We start from the raw sequence: 23,034 nt of genomic DNA, 5'->3' as shown, positions 1-23,034 counted from the left end.
CCCGAAGCCGACGTTACAAACTATCCGGTAGCCCGATGCCAGCAACCTGCAGCGGCCAGTGGATATAGCTTTGCCACTGGCACTCTTGATCAATCATCTCACGCCCTAGCGGATGCTGTTCCAGCCAGCTCTCCGGCAGTGTCAGGGTCAGATTTTCCCCATCGGCTGTCAGCGTAATGGTTGGCAGAAGATCATCGCGGCGACGGCTGGCAAACAGAATCGCCAGACGCAGCAGGCGACAGAGATGCTCCGCCACGCGCGGCGGTACGGCGTTCTGCTGGTGGAGCGTGGGAAGATTCACGGTGTTGGTCTGATTCAGCAGCAGGGTAGCGAGCAGCTTTTTCTGTGCAGGAGTGAAGCCCGGCAGGTCAAGATTGCGCACCAGATAGGCCGCGTGCTGCGGAGCCTGTTTAAAATCGACGCTAAGGCCAATTTCATGCAATGCACAGGCGCTTAACAGCAGTTCGCTGCTTAGCGGCTCCAGATCCCAGCTATCTTTCACCTGTTCGACAAAATTCGCCGCCAGTTGGGATACGCGATTTGCCTGCTCGATATCGACCATAAAGCGGCGCTGGATATTACGTAGCGTGCGGCTGCGAATATCTTCATCGACCGCCAGATGTAGCATGCCGTAGACCAGCCCTTCGCGCAGCGCGCCGCCGGCCAGGGTCATGCACTGGATATCCAGCTCGGTGAAAATGGCGATCAGAATGGCGAGCCCGCTTGGGAAGACCAGCGCGCGCTCCAGCGTCAGCCCTTCAATTTCCAACTCTTCCAGGCGGCCGCACTGAATGGCGCGCTGTTTAAGCTGTTGAAGCTTAGCGAGGGTAATGCGTTCATCCATCCCCTGCGCCATCATGATTTCCTGCAGCGCCTGTACCGTACCGGACGCGCCGACACAGACTTTCCAGCCATGCTGACGCAGTTCATCGGCAACCGGCTTAAGCACTTCACGGGCGGCACGTTCCGCTTCGTCGAAATGTTCTTGCGCCAGATTGCGGTCGGTAAAGTAACGTTCAAGCCAGGTGACGCAGCCCATTGAGAGGCTAAACAGCGAGGTCGTTTGCGCACCGGTGCCGGTAACCAGTTCGGTACTGGCCCCACCGATATCGACCACTAAACGACGATCGTCGCCGCCGGTGGTGTGCGCCACGCCCTGATAAATCAGGCGCGCCTCTTCTTCGCCGCGGATAACCTGCACCGGGCAACCGAGGATTTCCTGGGCTTTGGCGATAAAGACGTCGGCGTTAACGGCAAGACGCAGCGTCGCAGTAGCCACGATACGAATTTGCGTTGGGGGAATATCCTGAAGACGTTCAGCAAACAGACGCAGGCATTGCCAGCCTCGCTCCATCGCTTCCGTCGAGAGGGTGTTGTCGCGGTTAAGCCCGGCGGCCAGACGTACTTTGCGCTTAATGCGCGTCAGCGTCTGGATGCTGCCCGCCACCTCGCGAACTATCAGCATATGAAAACTATTGGAACCGAGATCGATAGCTGCATAGAGCGAGGTGGTAGTGAGCATAACTTAGTTAACCTGAACGACGACGATTACGCGGAGCGCCCGAACGACGCGGACCGTTACCCTGGCGAACGCGCGTCAAACGCAGCGGTTTCGGCAGTTCAGTTAACAGCGCATCCGGGTTGTACTTGCTCACCGGAATAGAGTGACCGGTGTAGGTCTCAATGGCCGGCAGGTTGAGCGCATACTCTTCACAGGCGAGGCTGATTGAGTGACCGCTTGCGCCTGCACGACCGGTACGACCGATACGGTGTACGTAGTCTTCACAGTCGTCCGGCAGGTCATAGTTAAAGACGTGCGTAACGGCAGGAATATGCAGGCCGCGTGCCGCAACGTCGGTCGCGACCAGGATATCGATATCACCACGGGTGAAATCTTCCAGAATACGCAGACGTTTTTTCTGCGCCACGTCACCGGTCAGCAGGCCGACGCGATGACCATCGGCAGCCAGGTGGCCCCAGATGTCTTCACAGCGGTGCTTGGTGTTGGCGAAGATAATCGCGCGGTCTGGCCACTCTTCTTCCAGCAGCGTTTGCAGTAAACGCATCTTCTCTTCATTGGAAGGGTAGAACAGCTCTTCTTTAATACGGTGGCCCGTTTTCTGCTCTGGCTCGACTTCCACGTATTCGGCGTTGTTCATTTGCTCGAACGCCAGTTCGCGTACGCGGTAAGACAGCGTCGCGGAGAACAGCATGTTCAGACGCTGGTTGGCCGCAGGCATGCGGCGGAACAGCCAACGGATATCTTTAATAAAGCCCAGATCGTACATACGATCGGCTTCGTCCAGCACCACGACCTGGATCGCGCCCAGGTTGATATGGTTCTGTTTTGCATAGTCAATGAGACGGCCGGTGGTGCCGATCAGAATATCGACGCCGCTTTCCAGCACTTTCAGCTGTTTATCATAGCCGTCACCGCCGTAGGCCAGGCCCAGTTTCAGGCCGGTCGCCTGAGCCAGCGGCTCTGCGTCAGCGTGAATCTGTACTGCCAGCTCACGGGTTGGCGCCATAATTAAGGCGCGCGGTTGGTTCACCTGGCGGTCAGCAACTGCCGGGTGAGAAAGAAGATAATGAAACGTCGACGTCAGGAACGCCATCGTTTTCCCGGTACCGGTTTGCGCCTGTCCAGCCACATCGCGTCCAGCAAGCGTCAGCGGCAAAGCCAGCGCCTGAATGGGCGTGCAATTATAAAACCCTTTAGTTTCAAGGGCTTCAACCACTTTAGGGTGCAGGGCGAAGTCGGAAAACTTCTGTTCTGTTAAATGTGTTTTGCTCATAGTGTGGTAGAATATCAGCTTACTATTGCATTAAGAAAGCGTATCCGGTGAAATAACGTCAACCTTTGTTGGCGAAGTCAACATCAACACCTCGTTGGTTAATGCTACACCAACACACCAGGCTTATTCCTGTGGAGTTAAATATGAGCGATAAAATTATTCACCTGACTGACGACAGTTTTGACACGGACGTACTCAAAGCTGACGGGCTGACACTCGTCGATTTCTGGGCAGAGTGGTGCGGTCCGTGCAAAATGATCGCCCCGATTCTGGATGAAATCGCCGAGGAGTATCAGGGCAAACTGACCGTGGCTAAACTGAACATCGATCAGAACCCAGGTACTGCACCGAAGTATGGTATCCGCGGTATCCCTACGCTGCTGCTGTTCAAAAACGGCGAAGTTGCGGCGACTAAAGTTGGCGCACTGTCTAAAGGCCAGCTGAAAGAGTTCCTCGACGCTAACCTGGCGTAAGAGATTCAACGTGGGCGTTCAGGGTTCCTGTGTTCTTAATTTGAGCGGAACTCTGGACGCTTGCCATCAGTCGTGCTAAGTTAACTTTGACTTCGTTTTAAACATACCTTGTTTGAATCTGTTTGACCCAAACCTCCCGTTGTCGTTAACAGCGCCAGAGGTTGAAAAATTCCAGGCTTGTCACTCTTTTCCGTCTTGTCGTTTCAGTTCTGCGTACTCTCCTGTGACCAGGCAGCGAACAGACATGAGTTGATGGCCGTAAACAGGCACGGATGACCCTGCCATACCATTCACAAATTAAGTTCGAGATTTACCCCGAGTTTAAGAACCCACACCATTATGAATCTTACCGAATTAAAGAACACGCCGGTTTCTGAGCTGATCACTCTCGGCGAAAATATGGGTCTGGAAAACCAGGCACGTATGCGCAAGCAGGACATCATTTTCGCCATCCTGAAGCAGCACGCGAAGAGTGGCGAGGATATCTTTGGCGACGGTGTGCTGGAGATACTGCAGGATGGATTTGGTTTCCTCCGTTCCGCAGACAGCTCCTACCTCGCCGGCCCTGATGATATCTACGTTTCCCCTAGCCAAATCCGTCGTTTCAACCTCCGCACTGGTGACACCATTTCAGGTAAGATTCGTCCTCCAAAAGAGGGTGAGCGTTACTTTGCGCTGTTGAAAGTTAACGAGGTTAACTACGATAAGCCGGAAAACTCGCGCAATAAGATCCTGTTCGAGAACTTAACCCCGCTGCACGCAAACTCTCGTCTGCGTATGGAACGTGGTAACGGTTCTACCGAAGACTTAACCGCTCGTGTCCTGGATCTGGCATCGCCAATTGGTCGCGGCCAGCGTGGTCTGATTGTAGCGCCGCCGAAAGCCGGTAAAACCATGCTGCTGCAGAACATCGCGCAGAGCATCGCCTACAACCACCCAGACTGCGTTCTGATGGTTCTGCTGATCGACGAACGTCCGGAAGAAGTGACCGAGATGCAGCGTCTGGTGAAAGGTGAAGTGGTTGCTTCTACCTTTGACGAACCAGCATCTCGCCACGTTCAGGTTGCGGAAATGGTTATCGAGAAAGCGAAACGTCTGGTTGAACATAAGAAAGACGTTATCATCCTGCTCGACTCCATCACTCGTCTGGCACGTGCGTACAACACCGTGGTTCCTGCGTCTGGTAAAGTCCTGACCGGTGGTGTGGACGCCAACGCCCTGCACCGTCCGAAGCGTTTCTTCGGTGCTGCGCGTAACGTGGAAGAGGGTGGTAGCCTGACTATCATCGCGACCGCGCTTATCGATACCGGCTCTAAAATGGATGAAGTTATCTATGAAGAGTTTAAAGGTACCGGCAACATGGAACTGCACCTCTCTCGTAAGATTGCTGAAAAACGCGTCTTCCCGGCTATCGACTACAACCGTTCCGGTACCCGTAAAGAAGAGCTGCTCACCACGCCTGAAGAGCTGCAGAAAATGTGGATCCTGCGCAAAATCATCCATCCAATGGGTGAAATCGACGCGATGGAGTTCCTCATCAATAAACTGGCCATGACCAAAACCAACGACGATTTCTTCGATATGATGAAACGCTCGTAAAATAAGGTTTTTGCTGACAAACGCCACACAATCGTGTGGCGTTTTTGTTTTTAGGAGTTTAGCCAATGGGGAATCGCATTTTTTTCATGGATACTTGGAGTTTGTGGCTACAATGATAGTTAGTTTGCAAAATCGGTTATAAATCAGGCAAGTTTCCCCAATATTCATCAGGCTTCCTCTTCTGATGCGTTGCTATCGTGGGTATACTTTCGCTATTAATATTCGCAGCGAGTATAAATTGTGAGTTTACTGACCGTCGGTACTGACCTGATCAGTATTTTCTTGTTCACCACCGTATTCCTGTTTTTTGCCCGCAAAGCGGCAAAATGGGTCGGTTTGGTGGATAAACCAAACTTTCGTAAACGTCACCAGGGGCTTATCCCGCTTGTTGGCGGCATCTCTGTCTATGCCGGGATCTGCCTCACTTTCGCGATTGCCAATTACTATATCCCACACGCTTCCCTGTACCTTGCTTGTGCCGGTGTTCTGGTGCTAGTGGGGGCTTTGGATGACCGTTACGACATCAGCGTCAAAATTCGTGCCACCGTTCAGGCAGCAATAGGCATCGTCATGATGACCGCAGGCCATTTATATCTGCAAAGCCTGGGCTATATTTTTGGCTCATGGGAGCTGGTGTTGGGGCCGTTTGGTTTCTTCCTGACCCTCTTTGCGGTGTGGGCGATGATTAACGCCTTCAATATGGTTGATGGTATTGACGGTCTGCTTGGCGGTCTGTCGAGCGTCAGCTTTGCCGCCATTGGCCTGATCCTGTGGTTTGACGGCCAGACGAGCCTCGCCATGTGGTGCTTCGCGATGATTGCCGCCATCCTGCCTTATATCATGCTGAACCTGGGCGTGCTGGGCCGCCGTTACAAAGTCTTTATGGGCGACGCCGGCAGTACGCTGATTGGTTTTACCGTTATCTGGATCCTGCTGGAAACCACTCAGGGAACGCACCATCCGATAAGTCCGGTTACGGCGCTGTGGATTGTGGCGATTCCGTTGATGGACATGGTTGCCATCATGTATCGTCGTTTACGCAAAGGGATGAGTCCGTTCTCTCCTGACCGCCAGCATATTCACCATCTCATTATGCGCGCGGGCTTCACCTCGCGTCAGGCGCTGGTGCTGATTACCCTCGCCGCTGCGCTGTTGGCAACCATTGGTGTTGTTGCGGAATACACCCGCGTGGTGCCTGAGTGGGTCATGCTGATACTGTTCCTGCTGGCCTTTGGTCTCTATGGTTACTGCATCAAGCGGGCCTGGAAAGTGGCGCGCTTTATTAAGCGCATGAAGCGCAGAATGCGTCGGAACAGCGACAACAATCCAAAATTAACCAAGTAAAACTGGGGTAGTAATGACACAACCATTACCGGAAGCACAGTTGGCTAGTGCTGAGAATGAACTGGATATTCGCGGCCTGTTTCGCGCGTTGTGGTCAGGAAAACACTGGATTATTGGCTTTGCGGTGCTGTTTGCCGCCGTGGTGCTGATTTATACCTTTTTTGCCCGGCAGGAGTGGAGCGCTACGGCGATCACCGATCGGCCGACCGTAAACATGCTGGGTGGCTACTATTCGCAGCAGCAGTTCCTGCGCAATCTGGATGTGAAGGTCAACCCGACTAGCGCCACGCCGCCTTCGGTGATGGATGAAGTCTACAAAGAGTTCGTTATGCAACTGGCTTCCTGGGATACCCGTCGTGATTTCTGGCTGCAGACGGATTACTACAAGCAGCGGATGGTGGGTAACTCGCGCGCCGATGCTGCGTTGCTCGATGACCTGATTGACGATATTCAGTTTATCCCTGGCGATGCGCAGAAAAGCGTCAGCGACAGCGTGAAGCTGACGGCGGAAACGGCACCGGACGCGAATAATTTGCTGCGTCAGTACGTGGCTTTCGCCAGCCAGCGGGCTGCGGGGCACCTGAATGACGAACTGAAAGGCGCCTGGGCCGCCCGCACCATTCAGGTGAAGGCGCAGGTAAAACGTCAGGAAGAGGTCGCACAGGCGATTTTCAACCGCCGTCTGCACAGCATTGAAGCCGCGCTGAAAATCGCGCAGCAGCACAATATTAATCGCAGCGAAACCGACGTGCCGTCCGATGAGTTGCCGGACTCTGAGCTCTCTCTGCTTGGCCGCCCGATGCTGCAGGCGCGTCTGGAGAATCTTCAGGCCGTAGGTCCGACGTTTGACCTTGATTACGATCAGGGGAGGGCTATGCTAACGACCCTCAACGTAGGCCCGACGCTGGCGCCAAGTTTCCAGACATATCGGTATTTGCGCACGCCGGAGGAACCGGTAAAACGCACTAGCCCACGTCGTGTATTCCTGATGGTCATGTGGGGCATTGTCGGCGCATTGGTTGGTGCTGGGGTAGCGCTGGCGCGTCGTCGCACGCAGTAAATACCCATCAATTGATGAAGGGCGATGGGCCTGTTTCATCTATAGAAGAGAATCGATGTGAAAGTACTGACTGTATTTGGCACACGCCCGGAGGCGATCAAAATGGCGCCTCTGGTCCACGCGCTAGCAAAGGATCCTCATTTTGAGGCTAAGGTCTGCGTCACTGCGCAGCATAGGGAAATGCTTGATCAGGTGCTAAGCCTCTTCTCCATCGTTCCGGATTATGATCTCAACATCATGAGTCCAGGACAGGGTTTAACGGAAATTACCTGCCGAATTCTGCAGGGGTTAAAGCCCGTTCTGGAATCGTTTAAACCTGACGTCGTGCTGGTGCATGGTGATACGACCACTACTGCAGCCGCGAGCCTGGCGGCCTTCTATCAGCGTATCCCCGTAGGGCACGTTGAGGCAGGCCTGCGTACAGGTGATCTCTATTCACCGTGGCCGGAAGAGGCCAACCGGACGCTGACCGGGCATCTGGCGATGTATCACTTCGCACCGACTGAAAATTCCCGGCAGAACCTGCTGCGAGAAAATCTGTCAGGTAAGCGGATTTTTGTTACCGGCAATACGGTGATTGATGCGCTGTTCTGGGTACGCGATCGGGTGATGAACGATAAGGCGCTGAATGCAGATCTCTCCCAACGTTACCCTTTCCTGAGCCAGGGAAAGAAGATGATCCTGGTCACCGGGCATCGTCGGGAGAGCTTTGGTCAGGGCTTTGAACAAATTTGCCACGCGCTGGCGGAAATCGCTGCGAACAACCCGGACGTACAGATTGTCTACCCAGTGCACTTGAATCCGAATGTCAGCGAGCCGGTTAATCGTATTCTGGGGCATATCGATAACATCATGCTGATTGAGCCGCAGGAGTACCTGCCGTTCGTCTGGCTGATGAACCATGCCTGGCTTATCCTGACCGACTCTGGCGGTATTCAGGAAGAAGCGCCGTCGCTGGGTAAACCGGTGCTGGTGATGCGCGAAACCACCGAACGCCCGGAAGCCATTGATGCCGGGACGGTACGCCTGGTGGGCACCGATAGCCAACGCATCGTGGATGAAGTCACGCGACTACTGCGCGACGAAGAAGAATATCAAAGGATGAGCCGGGCCCATAACCCATATGGGGATGGCCGGGCATGCGAACGTATATTGTCAGCATTAAAAAATAATCAGGTAACGCTATGAGTTTCTCAACCCTCTCGGTGATCGGTCTGGGCTATATTGGCCTTCCAACTGCAGCTGCGTTTGCTTCGCGGCAAAAACAGGTGGTGGGTGTAGACATTAATCAGCATGCGGTCGATACCATCAACCGCGGCGAGATTCATATTGTTGAGCCCGATCTCGACAGGGTGGTGAAAACGGCGGTGTCCGCCGGTTATTTACGCGCCACCACCACGCCGGAAGCGGCAGATGCCTATTTGATTGCCGTGCCAACGCCGTTTAAGGGCGACCATGAGCCGGATATGGTTTACGTCGAAGCGGCGGCGCGCTCTATTGCGCCGGTGCTGAAGAAAGGGGCGCTGGTGATCCTCGAATCCACTTCACCGGTGGGCGCAACCGAGCTGATGGCCGGTTGGCTGGCCGAGATGCGTCCGGACCTGACCTTCCCGCAGCAGGCGGGTGAGCAGGCGGACATCAATATCGCCTATTGCCCGGAGCGCGTGCTGCCAGGGCAGGTGATGGTGGAACTGATTAAAAACGATCGCGTGATTGGCGGAATGACGCCGGTATGCTCCGCGCGTGCCAGTGAACTCTATAACATCTTCCTCGAAGGTGAATGCGTGGTGACTAACGCCCGTACCGCCGAGATGTGCAAACTGACGGAAAACAGCTTCCGCGATGTGAACATCGCCTTTGCCAACGAACTGTCACTTATCTGCGCCGATCAGGGGATTAACGTCTGGGAGTTGATTCGTCTGGCGAACCGCCATCCGCGCGTCAATATTCTCCAGCCGGGTCCAGGCGTCGGTGGGCACTGTATTGCCGTCGACCCGTGGTTTATCGTGGCGCAAAACCCGGATCAGGCGCGTCTGATTCGCACCGCGCGCGAGGTTAATGACCATAAACCGTTCTGGGTTATCGACAAGGTGAAGGCTAACGTCGCCGACTGTCTGGCGGCCAGCGATAAGCGCGCCAGCGAGCTGAAAATTGCCTGCTTTGGCCTGGCGTTTAAGCCAAACATCGACGACCTGCGCGAAAGCCCGGCGATGGAAATTGCACAGCTGATTGCCCAATGGCACAGCGGCGAAACGCTGGTAGTGGAACCCAATATTCATCAGTTGCCGAAAAAGCTCGACGGGCTGTGCTCTCTGGTCTCGCTTGAAACCGCGCTCGCCAGCGCTGACGTGATTGTGATGTTGGTCGATCACAGCCAGTTTAAAGCTATCAGCGGTGACGCGATTGCTCAACAGTACGTGGTTGATACCAAAGGAGTCTGGCGTTGAAACGCATTCTGGTAACCGGTGGCGCAGGCTTCATCGGTTCGGCGGTCGTCCGCCATATTATCAACCACACCTCTGACAGCGTCGTCGTTGTGGACAAACTAACCTACGCCGGTAACCTGGCGTCGCTGGTACCGGTGGCACAAGACCCGCGCTTTGCATTCGAGAAGGTGGATATCTGCGATCGCGCAGAGCTGGACCGCGTGTTTGCGCAGTATCGCCCGGATGTGGTGATGCACCTGGCGGCCGAGAGCCACGTTGACCGGTCTATTGATGGCCCGGCGGCGTTTATCGAAACCAATATCGTCGGCACCTACACGCTGCTGGAGGCCGCTCGCGCCTGGTGGTTTGCGTTGGATGACGACGGTAAAGCGGCGTTCCGCTTCCACCATATTTCAACCGATGAAGTGTACGGCGACCTGCATTCGGTGGATGATTTCTTCACTGAAACCACCCCGTATGCGCCAAGCAGCCCTTACTCTGCGTCTAAAGCCAGCAGCGACCATCTGGTTCGCGCCTGGCTGCGTACCTACGGCTTGCCTACGCTTATCACCAACTGTTCAAACAACTACGGCCCGTACCATTTCCCGGAAAAGCTGATTCCGTTGACCATTCTCAACGCGCTGGCCGGGAAACCGCTGCCGGTGTACGGCAATGGTCAGCAGATCCGAGACTGGCTCTACGTTGACGATCATGCCCGTGCGCTCTACCTCGTTGCCACCGAAGGCGGCATCGGGGAGACCTACAATATCGGCGGTCATAACGAGCGTAAAAATCTCGACGTGGTCGAGACTATCTGCGCCCTGCTTGAAGAACTGGTGCCGGAAAAGCCGCAGGGCATCGCGCATTATCATGACCTGATTACGTTTGTCGCCGACCGTCCTGGCCACGATTTACGTTACGCTATCGATGCGGCGAAAATCGCCCGCGACCTGGGCTGGACCCCAGAAGAGACCTTTGAAAGTGGGATGCGTAAAACGGTCCAGTGGTACCTCGCCAACGAAAGCTGGTGGAAGCAGGTACAGGATGGTAGCTATCAGGGTGAACGTCTGGGTCTGAAGGGGTAATCACCCCAGAGGAGGAAAGCAATGAAAGGTATTATTCTTGCTGGCGGATCGGGCACGCGCCTGCATCCGATCACCCGCGGCGTGTCAAAACAGCTGCTGCCGATTTACGACAAACCGATGATCTACTACCCGCTGTCGGTGCTGATGCTGGCGGGAATCCGTGAAATCCTGATCATCACCACGCCGGATGACAAAAGTTACTTCCAGCGCTTGCTGGGCGACGGCAGTGAATTTGGTATTTCGCTGCAGTATGCTGAGCAGCCAAGCCCGGACGGCCTGGCGCAGGCGTTTATCATTGGCGAAGCTTTCCTCAACGGCGAGCCGTCATGCCTGGTGCTGGGCGACAATATCTTCTTCGGCCAGGGCTTTAGCCCGAAACTGCGCCACGTAGCGGCGCGTACCGAAGGGGCGACGGTGTTTGGTTATCAGGTGATGGACCCGGAACGCTTTGGCGTGGTGGAGTTTGACGATAACTTCCACGCGCTGTCGCTGGAAGAAAAACCGAAACAGCCTAAATCCAACTGGGCGGTGACCGGCCTCTATTTCTACGACAGCAAGGTGGTGGAGTACGCTAAGCGCGTGAAGCCTTCCGAGCGCGGTGAGCTGGAGATCACCTCCATCAACCAGATGTATCTGGACGACGGCAAGCTGACCGTTGAACTGCTGGGCCGCGGCTTTGCCTGGCTTGATACCGGCACGCACGACAGCCTGATTGAGGCGAGCATGTTTGTGCAGACGGTAGAAAAACGTCAGGGCTTCAAAATTGCCTGCCTGGAAGAGATAGCCTGGCGCAACGGCTGGCTCGACGACGACGGTGTTAAGCGCGCCGCCGCGCAGCTGTCGAAAACCGGCTACGGCCAGTATCTGCTGGAGCTGCTTCGTGCTCGTCCGCGCCAGTATTGATCCCCTGACGTGGGAAAACCAATTCTTCGGTGTGAACAGCGCCATTGTTCGTATCGCCGACGATGCGCCATTACTGACCGCTGAACGACTAGCGGGATGGGCGCGGGTGCAGGCGAAAATCGCCGCGCATCAGGTGGAACATCTTGATGCGCTCCAGCAGTTGGGTTTCCGGTTGGTCGAGGGGGAAGTTGACCTGGCGTTGCCGGTGACTGCGGGTGGAACCACGCTGGCACAGGTTGCCACTGACGATGATATCCCCGCGCTGCGAAGCCTTGCGGCTCATGCTTTTGCCCAAAGCCGTTTTCGCGCGCCCTGGTATGCGCCGGAGGCGAGCGGTCGTTTCTATGCACAGTGGATTGAAAACGCGGTAAAAGGCACCTTTGATAACCAGTGCCTGGTGTTTCGCGATGAACGCGGGGCGATTCGCGCCTTTGTCTCCTTAAGAGAATTAAACGCCTGTGACGCGAGAATCGGCCTGCTGGCCGGGCGCGGTGCGGGTGCAGAACTGATGCAGGCGGCGGTGTGCTGGGCGCATACCCGCGGTCTTTCGACGCTACGGGTGGCGACGCAAGCCGGCAATACCGCAGCACTTCAACGCTATATTCATAGCGGTGCTAACGTGGTTAGCACCGCGTACTGGCTATACAGGTGACTCCATGATTCCATTTAACGCCCCACCGGTAGTGGGTACTGAACTCGATTACATGCAATCCGCGATGGGCAGCGGGAAACTGTGCGGTGACGGCGGCTTTACCCGTCGCTGCCAGCAGTGGATGGAACAGCGCTTCGGTAGCGCCAAGGTGCTGCTGACCCCGTCCTGTACCGCGTCGCTGGAAATGGCGGCGATCCTGCTGGATATCCAGCCGGGCGACGAAGTGATTATGCCGAGCTACACCTTTGTCTCCACTGCCAACGCCTTTGTGCTGCGCGGCGCGAAAATTGTGTTTGTCGACGTGCATAAAGAAACCATGAATATCGATGAGACGCTGATTGAAGCGGCCATCACCGACAAAACCCGCGCCATCGTGCCGGTGCACTACGCGGGCGTGGCCTGTGAGATGGACACCATCATGGCGCTGGCGAAAAAATACAATCTGTTCGTGGTGGAAGATGCCGCGCAGGGTGTGATGTCGACCTACAAGGGCCGCGCGCTGGGCTCCATCGGCCACATCGGCTGCTTTAGCTTCCACGAGACCAAGAACTACACCGCCGGCGGTGAAGGCGGCGCGACGCTGATTAACGATCGCGCGCTGGTGGAACGCGCGGAAATTATCCGTGAGAAAGGCACTAACCGCAGCCAGTTCTTCCGTGGCCTGGTGGATAAATACACCTGGCGCGATATCGGTTCCAGCTACCTGATGTCTGACCTGCAGGCTGCCTATCTTTGGGCACAACTGGAAGCCGCCGAACGGATCAATAAACAGCGTTTATCCCTGTGGCAAACCTACTATGACGCGCTGCTGCCGCTGGCAAACGCCGGGCGTATCGACCTGCCGGTGATCCCGGAAAACTGCGGCCATAACGCGCATATGTTCTATATCAAACTGCGCGACGTAGAAGATCGCAGCGCGCTGATTAGCTGGCTGAAAGAGGCGGAAATCCTCGCGGTGTTCCACTACATTCCGCTGCACTCCTGCCCAGCGGGCGAGAAGTTTGGCGAGTTCCACGGCCAGGACCGTTTCACTACGCAAGAAAGTGAGCGTTTACTTCGCCTGCCACTGTTCTATAACCTGTCGCCGGTTGACCAGCGCACGGTCATTAATACCCTGCTGAGCTACTTCGCCTGATATGTCACTGGCAAAAGCTTCGGTGTGGACCGCCGCGTCCACGCTGGTAAAGATTGGCGTTGGGCTGCTGGTGGTCAAGCTGCTGGCGGTATCATTTGGTCCTTCAGGGGTGGGTCAGGCGGGTAACTTTCGCCAGCTGGTGACTGTACTTGGCGTGCTTGCCGGGGCGGGAATCTTTAACGGGGTGACGAAGCTGGTCGCCCAGCATCACGATGACCCGGCGCGACTGCGCCAGGTGGTGGGCACCTCGTCAGCGATGGTGCTCGGCTTCTCCACGCTGCTGGCGGTGGTCTTTTTGCTCGCGGCGGCGCCGATAAGCCAGGGGCTGTTTGGCCATACTCACTATCAGGGGCTGGTGCGACTCGTCGCGCTGGTGCAGTTAGGTATCGCCTGGGCTAACCTGCTGTTGGCGCTGATGAAAGGCTTCCGTGACGCGGCGGGCAATGCGCTGTCGCTGATTGCCGGTAGCCTTATTGGCGTGGTGGCTTACTACGCTTGCTACCACTTTGGCGGCTATCAGGGCGCGTTGCTGGGGCTGGCGCTGGTACCGGCGCTGATCGTGATTCCTGCGGCGGTCATGCTCAGCAAGCGCGGCGTCATTCCCTGGGGCTATCTCAAACCGCAGTGGGACCGTTTGCTGGCAGGTCAACTGGGTAAATTTACCCTGATGGCGGTGATTACCTCGGTCACCATGCCCGTGGCCTACGTGATGATGCGAAACCTAATGGCGGAGCACTACAGCTGGGATGAGGTAGGGATCTGGCAAGGCGTGAGCAGTATCTCCGATGCTTACCTACAATTTATTACCGCCTCGTTTAGCGTCTATCTGTTACCTACGCTTTCGCGGTTAACCGCCAAGCAGGATATTGGCCGCGAAATTGGCCGCTCGCTGAAGTTTGTGGTGCCAGCGGTGGCGGCGGCAAGCCTGACCGTCTGGCTGCTGCGCGATTTTGCTATCTGGCTGCTGTTTTCATCAAAATTTGTCGCCATGCGCGACCTGTTCGCCTGGCAACTGGTGGGTGATGTACTGAAAGTAGGCGCTTACGTTTATGGCTATTTAGTGATCGCCAAAGCCTCGCTGCGTTTCTATATTCTGGCCGAACTGAGCCAGTTTACGCTGCTGACGGCGTTCTCCCACTGGCTTATCCCGGCGCACGGCGCATTGGGGGCAGCGCAGGCCTATATGGCGACCTATATTGTCTATTTCACGCTGTGTAGCGGCGTATTTTTAATTTGGCGTAAACGGCAATGACCGAACTGATACATATCCTGGGATCGAATATCCCTCATCATAACCAGACGGTGCTACGGTTTTTTGCCGATGAGCTGGCCGCAGAGTCCGCGCACGCCCGTCAATTTATGGTGGTAAGCGGTGATGAGAGCCTGGTGAAGGCATTTCCTTCGCTGGAGATAGACCGCTATAACGATAAATCCGCGCTGGCAAAGGCGGTGGTGGCAAAAGCGAAGGCCAACCGGCAGCAGCGCTTTTTCTTCCACGGTCAGTTTAATACCGGTATCTGGCTGGCGCTGCTCAGCGGCGGCCTGAAGCCATCGCAGGCGAGCTGGCATATCTGGGGGGCGGATCTGTATGAAGTCTCCCGCGGCCTGAAGTTCCGTCTGTTTTATCCGCTGCGCCGCATGGCACAGGGGCGTGTGGGCCGTGTCTTCGCAACCCGTGGCGACCTCAGCTATTTTTCTGCCCGTCACCCGCAGGTGCCCGGCGAGCTGCTTTACTTCCCAACGCGAATGGACCCTTCGCTGAACGGTCTGGCAGACGCCGCGCCGCGCGACGGCAAGCTGACGGTACTGGTGGGTAACTCCGGCGATCGTAGCAATGAACATGTTGCGGCATTGAAGGCCGTGCATCAGCAGTTTGGCGATACGGTAAACGTCATTGTGCCGATGGGCTACCCGGCGAACAACGCGGCCTATATTGCGGAAGTAAACGAAGCCGCGCTGTCGCTATTCAGTGCCGAAAATGTGCAGATTCTTCGTGAAAAGCTGGAATTTGACGCCTATCTTGCGCTGTTGCGCCGCTGCGATTTGGGCTATTTTATTTTTGCGCGCCAGCAAGGTATCGGCACGCTCTGTTTGCTGATTCAGGCGGGGATCCCCTGCGTACTCAACCGGCAGAACCCGTTCTGGCAGGATATGGCCGAGCAGCATATTCCGGTGTTATTCACCGACGATGCGCTGACCGTCCCGGTGGTGCGTGAAGCGCAGCGTCAGCTGGCGCTGGTGGATAAAAACGCCATCGCCTTTTTCAAACCTAACTATCTGGCGCCGTGGCATCGGGCGCTGCAACTGGCGGCGGGGGAAGCGGTATGAGCGAAATGCAGTTTACCGGGCTGCTTGCCGTCTGGCTGTTGTCGACGTTGTTTATTGGCACCCTGACCTGGTTTGAGTTTCGCCGTGTTCGCTTTAACTTCAACGTTTTCTTCTCGTTGCTGTTCCTGCTGACCTTCTTCTTTGGCTTCCCGCTGACCTGTACGCTGGTGTTCCGCTTTGGCGTCGGCGTGTCGCCGCCGGACGTGCTGCTGCAAACGTTGCTGATCTCGGTCTGTTTCTATGCGGTCTACTACGTAACCTACAAAACGCGTCTGCGGCCTGCGCAGACCAACGTTGCGCGGCGACCGTTGTTTACCATGAATCGCGTTGAAACGAACATCACCTGGATTTTGCTGATGGTGATCGCGCTGTTTACGGTCGGCACCTTCTTCATGCATAACGGTTTTCTGCTGTTTAAGCTGCGCTCCTACAGCCAGATTTTCTCCAGTGAAGTCTCTGGCGTGGCGCTTAAGCGCTTCTTCTACTTCTTTATTCCGGCAATGCTGGTGGTCTATTTCCTCAATCCGAGCTGGAAGCGGTGGATAGGCTTTTTGATCGCGACGACGGCCTTTGGCCTGCTGACCTACGCGATTGTCGGCGGTACTCGCGCCAACATTATTATCGCCTTCGCCATCTTCCTGTTTATCGGCATCATTCGCGGCTGGATTTCGCTGTGGATGCTGGTGGCGGCCGGGGTGATGGGGATTGTTGGCATGTTCTGGCTGGCGCTGAAGCGCTACGGCATGAACGTTAGCGGCGATGAAGCGTTCTATACCTTCCTCTATCTGACGCGCGATACCTTCTCGCCGTGGGAAAACCTGGCGTTGTTGCTACAGAACTACGACAAGATTGACTTCCAGGGGCTGGCGCCGATGGTGCGCGACTTCTACGTCTTTATCCCAAGCTGGATGTGGCCATCACGGCCAAGCATCGTGCTGAACACCGCCAACTACTTTACCTGGGAAGTGCTGAACAACCATTCCGGGCTGGCTATCTCCCCGACGCTTATCGGTTCACTGGTGGTGATGGGCGGTATGTGGTTTGTGCCACTGGGCGCGGTGGCGGTGGGTCTGATTATTAAATGGTTCGACTGGCTGTATATGCTGGGCAATCGGGAAACCAACCGCTATAAATCGGCGATTCTGCACAGTTTCTGTTTTGGCGCGATCTTCAATATGATCGTGCTGGCGCGTGAAGGGCTGGACTCCTTCGGCTCTCGCGTCGTCTTTTTCATGGTTATCTTTGGGGTGTGCTTGCTGGTGGCAAAACTGCTGTACTGGTTGTTTGAAAGCGCGGGGCTGATTCATCAGCGGCTAAAACGTCCCTCGCACGTTGGAGAAGGACAAAATGGCTGACTCATTAACCGCGCCGACTTATACCCTGCGTGGGCTGAAGCTTATCGGCTGGCGCAACATGCAGCATGCGCTGGACTATCTGTACGCGGACGGCAATCTGAAGCAGGGCACGCTGGTGGCGATTAACGCTGAAAAGATGCTGACGCTGGAAGATAACGCCGAGGTGCGGGAACTGATTAACGCGGCGGAATTTAAGTACGCCGACGGTATTTCCGTGGTGCGCTCTGTCCGCAAGAAATATCCCGAAGCTAACGTTTCGCGCGTAGCGGGAGCAGATCTTTGGGAAGCTCTGATGGCGCGCGCCGGGGCAGAGGGCACGCCGGTGTTCCTCGTGGGTGGTAAGCCTGAGGTGATGGCGGAAACGGTGGAGAAGCTGCGCAAACAGTGGAACGTGAATCTGGTCGGCACCCAGGATGGCTACTTTACGCCGGAAGCGCGACAGGCGCTGTTCGAGCGTATTCGTGAGAGCGGGGCAAAAATCGTTACCGTGGCGATGGGATCACCGAAGCAGGAAATCCTGATGCGCGATTGCCGGCAGGTTTACCCCGACGCGCTCTATATGGGCGTGGGTGGCACTTATGATGTCTTTACCGGCCACGTGAAGCGTGCGCCGAAGGTGTGGCAGAACTTGGGGCTAGAGTGGCTTTACCGCCTGCTATCCCAACCAAGCCGAATTAAACGCCAGCTTCGTCTGCTGCGCTATTTACGCTGGCACTACACCAATAATCTCTGAATTTCCTGCGCGTTACCCGTGATGCATCACGCAGAATATGCGTGATGCATTCACAACTCCGATACTTTATTCCTCATTTCTATTTGCCATTTCAGCCAAATTGTTAAACCATTCGCCTGCCCTGACGATATCTACGTATTTTCTACGGCGGTATCCGTATCCGACAGACATCTATTTTTCTATAAAAAATAAAACCGGCATCGACCGGACAAATGCAAACACAAGAGGATCTATGGCAGAGAATAAACCGGAGCTCCAGCGCGGTCTGGAAGCCCGTCATATCGAATTAATTGCCCTTGGGGGCACCATCGGCGTGGGCCTATTTATGGGTGCGGCAAGCACCCTGAAGTGGGCCGGGCCGTCGGTGCTGCTGGCCTATATTCTGGCCGGGGTATTTGTCTTCTTCATTATGCGCTCGATGGGCGAAATGCTGTTTCTCGAGCCGGTAACCGGTTCGTTCGCCGTCTACGCGCACCGTTATATGAGCCCGTTCTTCGGCTATCTCACCGCCTGGTCATACTGGTTTATGTGGATGGCGGTGGGGATCTCGGAGATTACCGCGATAGGGGTTTACGTCCAGTTCTGGTTCCCGGATATGGTGCAGTGGATACCGGCGCTGATTGCCGTGGGGCTGGTCGCGCTGGCAAACCTGGCGGCGGTGCGCCTGTACGGTGAAATCGAGTTCTGGTTCGCGATGATTAAGGTCACGACCATTATCGTGATGATTGTCATCGGCCTCGGCGTCATTTTCTTTGGCTTCGGCAACGGTGGTACCTCCATTGGTTTTAGCAACCTGACAGAACACGGCGGTTTCTTTGCCGGCGGCTGGAAAGGCTTCCTGACGGCGCTCTGCATCGTCGTGGCATCCTATCAGGGCGTTGAGCTTATCGGCATGACCGCCGGTGAAGCGAAAAACCCGCAGGTGACCCTGCGCAGCGCGGTAGGCAAAGTGCTGTGGCGTATCCTGATTTTCTACGTGGGCGCGATTTTCGTTATTGTCACCATCTTCCCGTGGAATGAAATTGGTACCAACGGCAGCCCATTTGTCCTGACCTTCGCTAAAATCGGTATCACCGCGGCGGCGGGTATTATCAACTTCGTGGTGCTGACGGCGGCGCTCTCCGGCTGTAACAGCGGCATGTACAGCTGTGGCCGTATGCTCTACGCGCTGGCGAAAAACCGTCAGCTGCCGTCGGCGATGGCGAAAGTGACCAAAAGCGGTGTTCCGGCGGCGGGCGTTAGCGTGTCGATTGTTATCCTGCTGATTGGCTCCTGCCTGAACTACATCATTCCTAACCCGCAGCGCGTGTTCGTCTATGTCTATAGTGCAAGCGTACTGCCAGGCATGGTGCCGTGGTTTGTGATTCTGATTAGCCAGCTGCGCTTCCGTCGAGCACATAAAGAAGCGATTGCCAGCCATCCGTTCCGTTCGATTATGTTCCCGTGGGCCAACTATCTGACCATGGCGTTCCTGATTTGCGTGCTGATCGGTATGGGATTCAACGATGACACCCGGATGTCGCTGTTTGTTGGCGTGATCTTCCTGGCCCTTGTGACGCTGGTTTATAAGGTTTTTGGCATGAGCCAGGGCGCGGAAGTGCAAGATTTGCAGAAATAAGCGACAAAACGCGCAAAGCATGAGCAAACGATAATTTTCTTTTAAAAGGCACTAGACAGCGGGGGAGGAAGTCCGTATTATCCGACCCCGCAACGGCGCTAAGCGCCCGTAGCTCAGCTGGATAGAGCGCTGCCCTCCGGAGGCAGAGGTCTCAGGTTCGAATCCTGTCGGGCGCACCATTTACCCGGTGCTGGAGCTGCGGTGGTTCTAAAAGACCGCGTAAGAGATTTGCAGTGGTGGCTATAGCTCAGTTGGTAGAGCCCTGGATTGTGATTCCAGTTGTCGTGGGTTCGAATCCCATTAGCCACCCCATTATTTGATAGAGTTGTGAAATTGCGAAGGTGGCGGAATTGGTAGACGCGCTAGCTTCAGGTGTTAGTGTCCTTAGGATGTGGGGGTTCGAGTCCCCCCCCTCGCACCACGACTTTATAATGAATTGAATTTATAATTCAAAAAGCAGTACATCGGCGAGTAGCGCAGCTTGGTAGCGCAACTGGTTTGGGACCAGTGGGTCGGAGGTTCGAATCCTCTCTCGCCGACCAATTTTAGACCCTGCAGAGCAGGGTTTTTTATTCAAGACTTAACGTCATGAATAAAAACCGAATTGAACGATAATTCAAAAAGCAGTATTTCGGCGAGTAGCGCAGCTTGGTAGCGCAACTGGTTTGGGACCAGTGGGTCGGAGGTTCGAATCCTCTCTCGCCGACCAATTTTGAACCCCGCTTCGGCGGGGTTTTTTGTTTTCTGCAATCCTGCTCACGCCCCGCCGCAATAAACGCCGCTCTCTTCTTTCTACGTAGCTGTACTATTCCCCCTTCCACAATGGACGACGTTTTACTCAGGAAGGAGTGAATATGCTGCAACAGGTTCCGACGCGTGCGTTTCACGCGATGGCGAAACCGAGCGGTTCAGCGTGTAACCTGAACTGTACCTACTGTTTCTATCTCGAAAAACACGCGCTTTATCCCCTCCAGCCCGCGACGCATATGGACGATGCCACGCTTGAAGCCTACGTGCGCCACTATATTGCGGCCAGCGAACCTCAGGATGAAGTCGTCTTCACCTGGCAGGGCGGAGAGCCTACGCTGCTGGGGCTGGATTTCTATCGCCGCGCGGTGGCGCTGCAGCACACTTACGGCGCGGGGCGGCGGATTAGCAATAGCTTCCAGACCAACGGCGTGCTGCTGGATGACGAGTGGTGCGCGTTTCTGGCTCAGCACCATTTTCTGGTTGGGCTTTCGCTGGACGGCCCGGCGGAAATTCACAATCTTTACCGGGTGACGAAAGGTGGGCGGCCCACGCATAAGCTGGTGATGCGCGCGCTGAAGCTGCTGCAAAAGCACGGCGTTGAGTACAACGTGCTGGCCTGCGTGAATCGACAGAGCGCGTGCGAGCCGCAGCGGGTTTACGACTTTTTGCGCGATGCAGGTGTCACCTTCATTCAGTTTCTGCCGGTGGTTGAACGTCTTGCCGACGATACCGCCGCCCGGGCTGGTCTATCGCTGCATGCCCCCGGTGAGATGAAAGGTTCTCTCACGCCGTGGTCCGTTCGTCCTGAAGCGTATGGCGACTTCCTGATTGCGGTATTCGACCGCTGGCGTCAGCGCGATGTCGGCCGCGTTTTTGTGATGAACATTGAATGGGCGTTCGCAAGCTTTGTCGGTGCGCCCGGCGCGGTTTGCCACCATCAGCCGACCTGCGGGCGTTCGCTGGCAATAGAGCATAACGGCGATGTTTATGCCTGCGATCACTACGTGTACCCGGAATACCGCCGAGGTAATCTGCATCACGAGACTTTCGCGAGCATGGTGGACTCGTTGGTACAGGTTGAATTCGGCAAGGAGAAATACAGCACATTGCCAACACAGTGCTGCGAGTGTGCCGTGCTGAAAGCCTGCTGGGGAGGCTGCCCGAAGCACCGCTTTATGCTGACCGCATCCGGCGAACCAGGGCTTAACTATCTTTGCGCCGGGTTCCAGCGCTATTTTGGCTATCTGCCGCCTTACCTGAAAGCGATGGCCGACCTGCTGGCGAACGGCCGTCCGGCGAGCGACATCATGAAGGTGCATCTGGTGAGGGCAAAGCAGTAGGGTGATAAAAAGCCCGCTCCCGGATGGAGGCGGGCGAGTTGACCTTACAGCTTAATTTGTACTTTCGGCGGATACTTCTGCAGGATCTTCATATAGTCATGAATTTCGGTCTGCAGCGGCACGCCCATTGGAATGTGGCGCACGCCGATAGCATCGCTTTCCTGCGGGTCGGTGTAGAGATTAAAGACCGCGGTACCGGCCGTCTGCATGATGGCGCCGGAGAAACCGCCCTGGTAGCCGCTTTGGGTAAAGGCATACGGCTGCTGGATAACCAGATGATATTTAAATTCATCCATACGTACGGCGGACAGCTGGCCGTTCAGGAAGTAATGCTCTGCTTTACGGTTAGATTGGCCGTTGGTACCGAGGAAGAATGAAGACTGGTCGACGCCATCGATAAAGGTGGTTGTCGGCACCAGCTTAGCGACTTCGGCTCCGCCTTTCCCGGCCAGTGCCAGCGCGGTAGGGAACAGATCCGCCAGATCGACAATGCCGTCCGATTTACGCGGCTGGATCATCCCTTTCCAGTAGACGAAGGTCGGTACGCGAACACCGCCTTCCCAGGTTGAGCCTTTTGCACCGCGGAACGGCGTACGGCCATGCGGTGGGACTTCGGCTTCCGGGCCGTTGTCGGAGGTAAAGACAATCAGCGTATTTTCCAGCTGGCCGTTTTTCTCCAGCGCGTTATACAGGTTAGCGAAGACGTCATTCATCTCCACCATGCAGTCGCCGTAAGAGGTGCGAGCCGGTGAACTACCCGCATATTTGGCGTTCGGATAGTTGTCGAAGTGACAGCCGCGCGTGCCGTAGTAGGGGTTCGAGGTTCAATCGTGTAAAAAACCACGTTAAGGCAATAATTCATTGTTTGAATTGAAATTTAATGGCCTCAACTCTCCCTTCAGAATATTTTCCGGCAGCGTGAACGTATAATGTCCCAGCATGTTGATATGACCGTACATCAGTGGCGACAGGCGTGAGATATGCTCGTCTTCCGGGATCTCACCAGCGCTGCGCAAATGTGATAGCGCTTCCTGCATATAAAGCGTGTTCCACAATACAACTGCGTTAGTGACAAGCCCCAGCGCACCCAGTTGATCCTCCTGCCCCTCACGGTAACGTTTTCTAATCTCACCACGTTGGCCGTAACAGATCGCCCTTGCCACGGCGTGACGGCCTTCTCCCCGGTTAAGCTGAGTCAGTATCCTGCGACGATATTCTTCATCATCAATGTAGTTGAGGAGGTACAGCGTCTTGTTGACCCGTCCCACCTCCATAATCGCCTGCGCCAGCCCTGACGGACGGGAACTTTTTAAAAGCGAGCCCACAAGTTCTGAGGCGTGGACTGGGCACTGTTGCAAATAGTCGGTGGTGATAAACTTATCATCCCCTTTTGCTGATGGAGCTGCACATGAACCCATTCAAAGGCCGGCATTTTCAG

General features: G+C 55.5%; 18 protein-coding genes, 5 tRNA genes and 3 pseudogenes. 22 read left to right on the top strand and 4 right to left on the bottom strand.

What is annotated here, in order from left to right:
• Nucleotides 1-13: 13 nt before the first annotated feature.
• Nucleotides 14-1,522 carry a guanosine-5'-triphosphate,3'-diphosphate diphosphatase gene (gene gppA / locus HII27_RS22335; RefSeq protein WP_185669612.1) on the bottom strand — a complete coding sequence of 503 codons (1,509 nt, stop codon included), beginning with the start codon at nt 1,520-1,522 and terminating at the stop codon, nt 14-16.
• A 7-nt stretch (nt 1,523-1,529) separates the two neighbouring features.
• A complete protein-coding gene (gene rhlB / locus HII27_RS22330; protein WP_185669611.1) occupies nt 1,530-2,795 on the bottom strand; it encodes an ATP-dependent RNA helicase RhlB in 1,266 nt (421 codons plus the stop codon).
• A 143-nt stretch (nt 2,796-2,938) separates the two neighbouring features.
• On the opposite strand from rhlB, the gene trxA reads away from it, so the two are divergent.
• The 22 genes and pseudogenes from trxA (at nt 2,939) to HII27_RS22225 (ending at nt 21,596) form a co-directional block, all read left to right on the top strand.
• Nucleotides 2,939-3,268: a thioredoxin TrxA gene (trxA, locus tag HII27_RS22325; RefSeq protein ID WP_002883224.1), complete on the top strand. Its 330-nt coding sequence runs from the start codon at nt 2,939-2,941 to the stop codon at nt 3,266-3,268.
• A 190-nt stretch (nt 3,269-3,458) separates the two neighbouring features.
• A pseudogene (locus tag HII27_RS27265) lies at nt 3,459-3,521 on the top strand (rho operon leader peptide); the annotation flags it as partial.
• An 86-nt stretch (nt 3,522-3,607) separates the two neighbouring features.
• Nucleotides 3,608-4,867: a transcription termination factor Rho gene (rho, locus tag HII27_RS22320; protein WP_035895778.1), complete on the top strand. Its 1,260-nt coding sequence runs from the start codon at nt 3,608-3,610 to the stop codon at nt 4,865-4,867.
• A 240-nt stretch (nt 4,868-5,107) separates the two neighbouring features.
• Nucleotides 5,108-6,211 (top strand): UDP-N-acetylglucosamine--undecaprenyl-phosphate N-acetylglucosaminephosphotransferase, encoded by a 1,104-nt coding sequence (gene wecA, locus HII27_RS22315; protein ID WP_185669610.1) that lies wholly within the window; start codon nt 5,108-5,110, stop codon nt 6,209-6,211.
• 13 nt (nt 6,212-6,224) lie between these two features.
• On the top strand, nt 6,225-7,271 hold the full coding sequence (wzzE, locus tag HII27_RS22310; protein WP_185669609.1) for an ECA polysaccharide chain length modulation protein: 1,047 nt from the start codon (nt 6,225-6,227) through the stop codon (nt 7,269-7,271).
• Nucleotides 7,272-7,328: 57 nt separating this feature from the next.
• A complete protein-coding gene (wecB, locus tag HII27_RS22305) occupies nt 7,329-8,459 on the top strand; it encodes a non-hydrolyzing UDP-N-acetylglucosamine 2-epimerase (protein WP_185669608.1) in 1,131 nt (376 codons plus the stop codon).
• Nucleotides 8,456-9,718, top strand: a complete 1,263-nt coding sequence (gene wecC, locus HII27_RS22300; RefSeq protein ID WP_185669607.1) for a UDP-N-acetyl-D-mannosamine dehydrogenase — start codon at nt 8,456-8,458, stop codon at nt 9,716-9,718. Before wecB ends, wecC begins: the two co-directional genes overlap by 4 nt.
• Nucleotides 9,715-10,782 carry a dTDP-glucose 4,6-dehydratase gene (gene rffG, locus HII27_RS22295; protein WP_185669606.1) on the top strand — a complete coding sequence of 356 codons (1,068 nt, stop codon included), beginning with the start codon at nt 9,715-9,717 and terminating at the stop codon, nt 10,780-10,782. The genes wecC and rffG overlap by 4 nt, the downstream gene beginning before the upstream one ends.
• A gap of 21 nt (nt 10,783-10,803) precedes the next feature.
• Nucleotides 10,804-11,685, top strand: a complete 882-nt coding sequence (gene rfbA / locus HII27_RS22290) for a glucose-1-phosphate thymidylyltransferase RfbA (RefSeq protein ID WP_185669605.1) — start codon at nt 10,804-10,806, stop codon at nt 11,683-11,685.
• Complete coding sequence (rffC, locus tag HII27_RS22285) at nt 11,663-12,337, top strand: dTDP-4-amino-4,6-dideoxy-D-galactose acyltransferase (RefSeq protein ID WP_185669604.1); 675 nt, start codon at nt 11,663-11,665, stop codon at nt 12,335-12,337. Before rfbA ends, rffC begins: the two co-directional genes overlap by 23 nt.
• A 4-nt stretch (nt 12,338-12,341) precedes the next feature.
• The gene (gene rffA, locus HII27_RS22280) at nt 12,342-13,472 is read left to right on the top strand and encodes a dTDP-4-amino-4,6-dideoxygalactose transaminase (protein WP_185669603.1); all 1,131 of its coding nucleotides are present in this window, start codon (nt 12,342-12,344) and stop codon (nt 13,470-13,472) included.
• Between the two features lies 1 nt (nt 13,473).
• On the top strand, nt 13,474-14,724 hold the full coding sequence (gene wzxE, locus HII27_RS22275) for a lipid III flippase WzxE (RefSeq protein ID WP_185669602.1): 1,251 nt from the start codon (nt 13,474-13,476) through the stop codon (nt 14,722-14,724).
• A complete protein-coding gene (locus tag HII27_RS22270) occupies nt 14,721-15,800 on the top strand; it encodes a TDP-N-acetylfucosamine:lipid II N-acetylfucosaminyltransferase (protein WP_185669601.1) in 1,080 nt (359 codons plus the stop codon). Before wzxE ends, HII27_RS22270 begins: the two co-directional genes overlap by 4 nt.
• On the top strand, nt 15,797-17,155 hold the full coding sequence (wzyE, locus tag HII27_RS22265; protein WP_185669600.1) for an ECA oligosaccharide polymerase: 1,359 nt from the start codon (nt 15,797-15,799) through the stop codon (nt 17,153-17,155). The genes HII27_RS22270 and wzyE overlap by 4 nt, the downstream gene beginning before the upstream one ends.
• A complete protein-coding gene (wecG, locus tag HII27_RS22260; protein WP_185669599.1) occupies nt 17,148-17,888 on the top strand; it encodes a lipopolysaccharide N-acetylmannosaminouronosyltransferase in 741 nt (246 codons plus the stop codon). The genes wzyE and wecG overlap by 8 nt, the downstream gene beginning before the upstream one ends.
• Before the next feature lie 232 nt (nt 17,889-18,120).
• Complete coding sequence (gene thrP / locus HII27_RS22255; RefSeq protein WP_185669598.1) at nt 18,121-19,506, top strand: bifunctional threonine/serine APC transporter ThrP; 1,386 nt, start codon at nt 18,121-18,123, stop codon at nt 19,504-19,506.
• Between the two features lie 102 nt (nt 19,507-19,608).
• A tRNA-Arg gene (locus tag HII27_RS22250) sits at nt 19,609-19,685 on the top strand.
• A 57-nt stretch (nt 19,686-19,742) separates the two neighbouring features.
• Nucleotides 19,743-19,818: transfer RNA gene (locus HII27_RS22245), tRNA-His, on the top strand.
• Nucleotides 19,819-19,841: 23 nt separating this feature from the next.
• Nucleotides 19,842-19,927, top strand: a tRNA-Leu gene (locus HII27_RS22240).
• Between the two features lie 44 nt (nt 19,928-19,971).
• Nucleotides 19,972-20,048: transfer RNA gene (locus HII27_RS22235), tRNA-Pro, on the top strand.
• A 90-nt stretch (nt 20,049-20,138) separates the two neighbouring features.
• Nucleotides 20,139-20,215: transfer RNA gene (locus HII27_RS22230), tRNA-Pro, on the top strand.
• Between the two features lie 145 nt (nt 20,216-20,360).
• The gene (locus HII27_RS22225; protein ID WP_185669597.1) at nt 20,361-21,596 is read left to right on the top strand and encodes an anaerobic sulfatase maturase; all 1,236 of its coding nucleotides are present in this window, start codon (nt 20,361-20,363) and stop codon (nt 21,594-21,596) included.
• Nucleotides 21,597-21,640: 44 nt separating this feature from the next.
• Here the strand turns inward: HII27_RS22225 and HII27_RS22220 are convergent.
• Nucleotides 21,641-22,408, bottom strand: a pseudogene (locus HII27_RS22220) (sulfatase-like hydrolase/transferase); the annotation flags it as partial.
• 33 nt (nt 22,409-22,441) lie between these two features.
• Nucleotides 22,442-22,939 (bottom strand): annotated as a pseudogene (locus tag HII27_RS22215) (Tn3 family transposase); the annotation flags it as partial.
• Between the last annotated feature and the right edge of the window lie 95 nt (nt 22,940-23,034).

Origin of the sequence: Kluyvera sichuanensis, assembly GCF_014218705.1 — a bacterium.
Lineage (GTDB): Bacteria > Pseudomonadota > Gammaproteobacteria > Enterobacterales > Enterobacteriaceae > Kluyvera > Kluyvera sichuanensis.
Note: the sequence above shows the minus strand (reverse complement) of the source record. Positions and strands in the feature narration are given on the sequence as shown.

Excerpts from the sequence above, each read along its gene's own strand:
- rhlB (WP_185669611.1), bottom strand. The coding sequence starts at position 2,795 with ATGAGCAAAACACATTTAACAGAACAGAAGTTTTCCGACTTCGCCCTG.
- gppA (WP_185669612.1), bottom strand. The coding sequence starts at position 1,522 with ATGCTCACTACCACCTCGCTCTATGCAGCTATCGATCTCGGTTCCAAT.
- wzyE (WP_185669600.1), top strand. The coding sequence starts at position 15,797 with ATGAGCGAAATGCAGTTTACCGGGCTGCTTGCCGTCTGGCTGTTGTCG.
- wecC (WP_185669607.1), top strand. The coding sequence starts at position 8,456 with ATGAGTTTCTCAACCCTCTCGGTGATCGGTCTGGGCTATATTGGCCTT.
- HII27_RS22225 (WP_185669597.1), top strand. The coding sequence starts at position 20,361 with ATGCTGCAACAGGTTCCGACGCGTGCGTTTCACGCGATGGCGAAACCG.
- thrP (WP_185669598.1), top strand. The coding sequence starts at position 18,121 with ATGGCAGAGAATAAACCGGAGCTCCAGCGCGGTCTGGAAGCCCGTCAT.
- rffA (WP_185669603.1), top strand. The coding sequence starts at position 12,342 with ATGATTCCATTTAACGCCCCACCGGTAGTGGGTACTGAACTCGATTAC.
- rfbA (WP_185669605.1), top strand. The coding sequence starts at position 10,804 with ATGAAAGGTATTATTCTTGCTGGCGGATCGGGCACGCGCCTGCATCCG.
- rho (WP_035895778.1), top strand. The coding sequence starts at position 3,608 with ATGAATCTTACCGAATTAAAGAACACGCCGGTTTCTGAGCTGATCACT.
- trxA (WP_002883224.1), top strand. The coding sequence starts at position 2,939 with ATGAGCGATAAAATTATTCACCTGACTGACGACAGTTTTGACACGGAC.
- wzzE (WP_185669609.1), top strand. The coding sequence starts at position 6,225 with ATGACACAACCATTACCGGAAGCACAGTTGGCTAGTGCTGAGAATGAA.
- wzxE (WP_185669602.1), top strand. The coding sequence starts at position 13,474 with ATGTCACTGGCAAAAGCTTCGGTGTGGACCGCCGCGTCCACGCTGGTA.
- HII27_RS22270 (WP_185669601.1), top strand. The coding sequence starts at position 14,721 with ATGACCGAACTGATACATATCCTGGGATCGAATATCCCTCATCATAAC.
- wecG (WP_185669599.1), top strand. The coding sequence starts at position 17,148 with ATGGCTGACTCATTAACCGCGCCGACTTATACCCTGCGTGGGCTGAAG.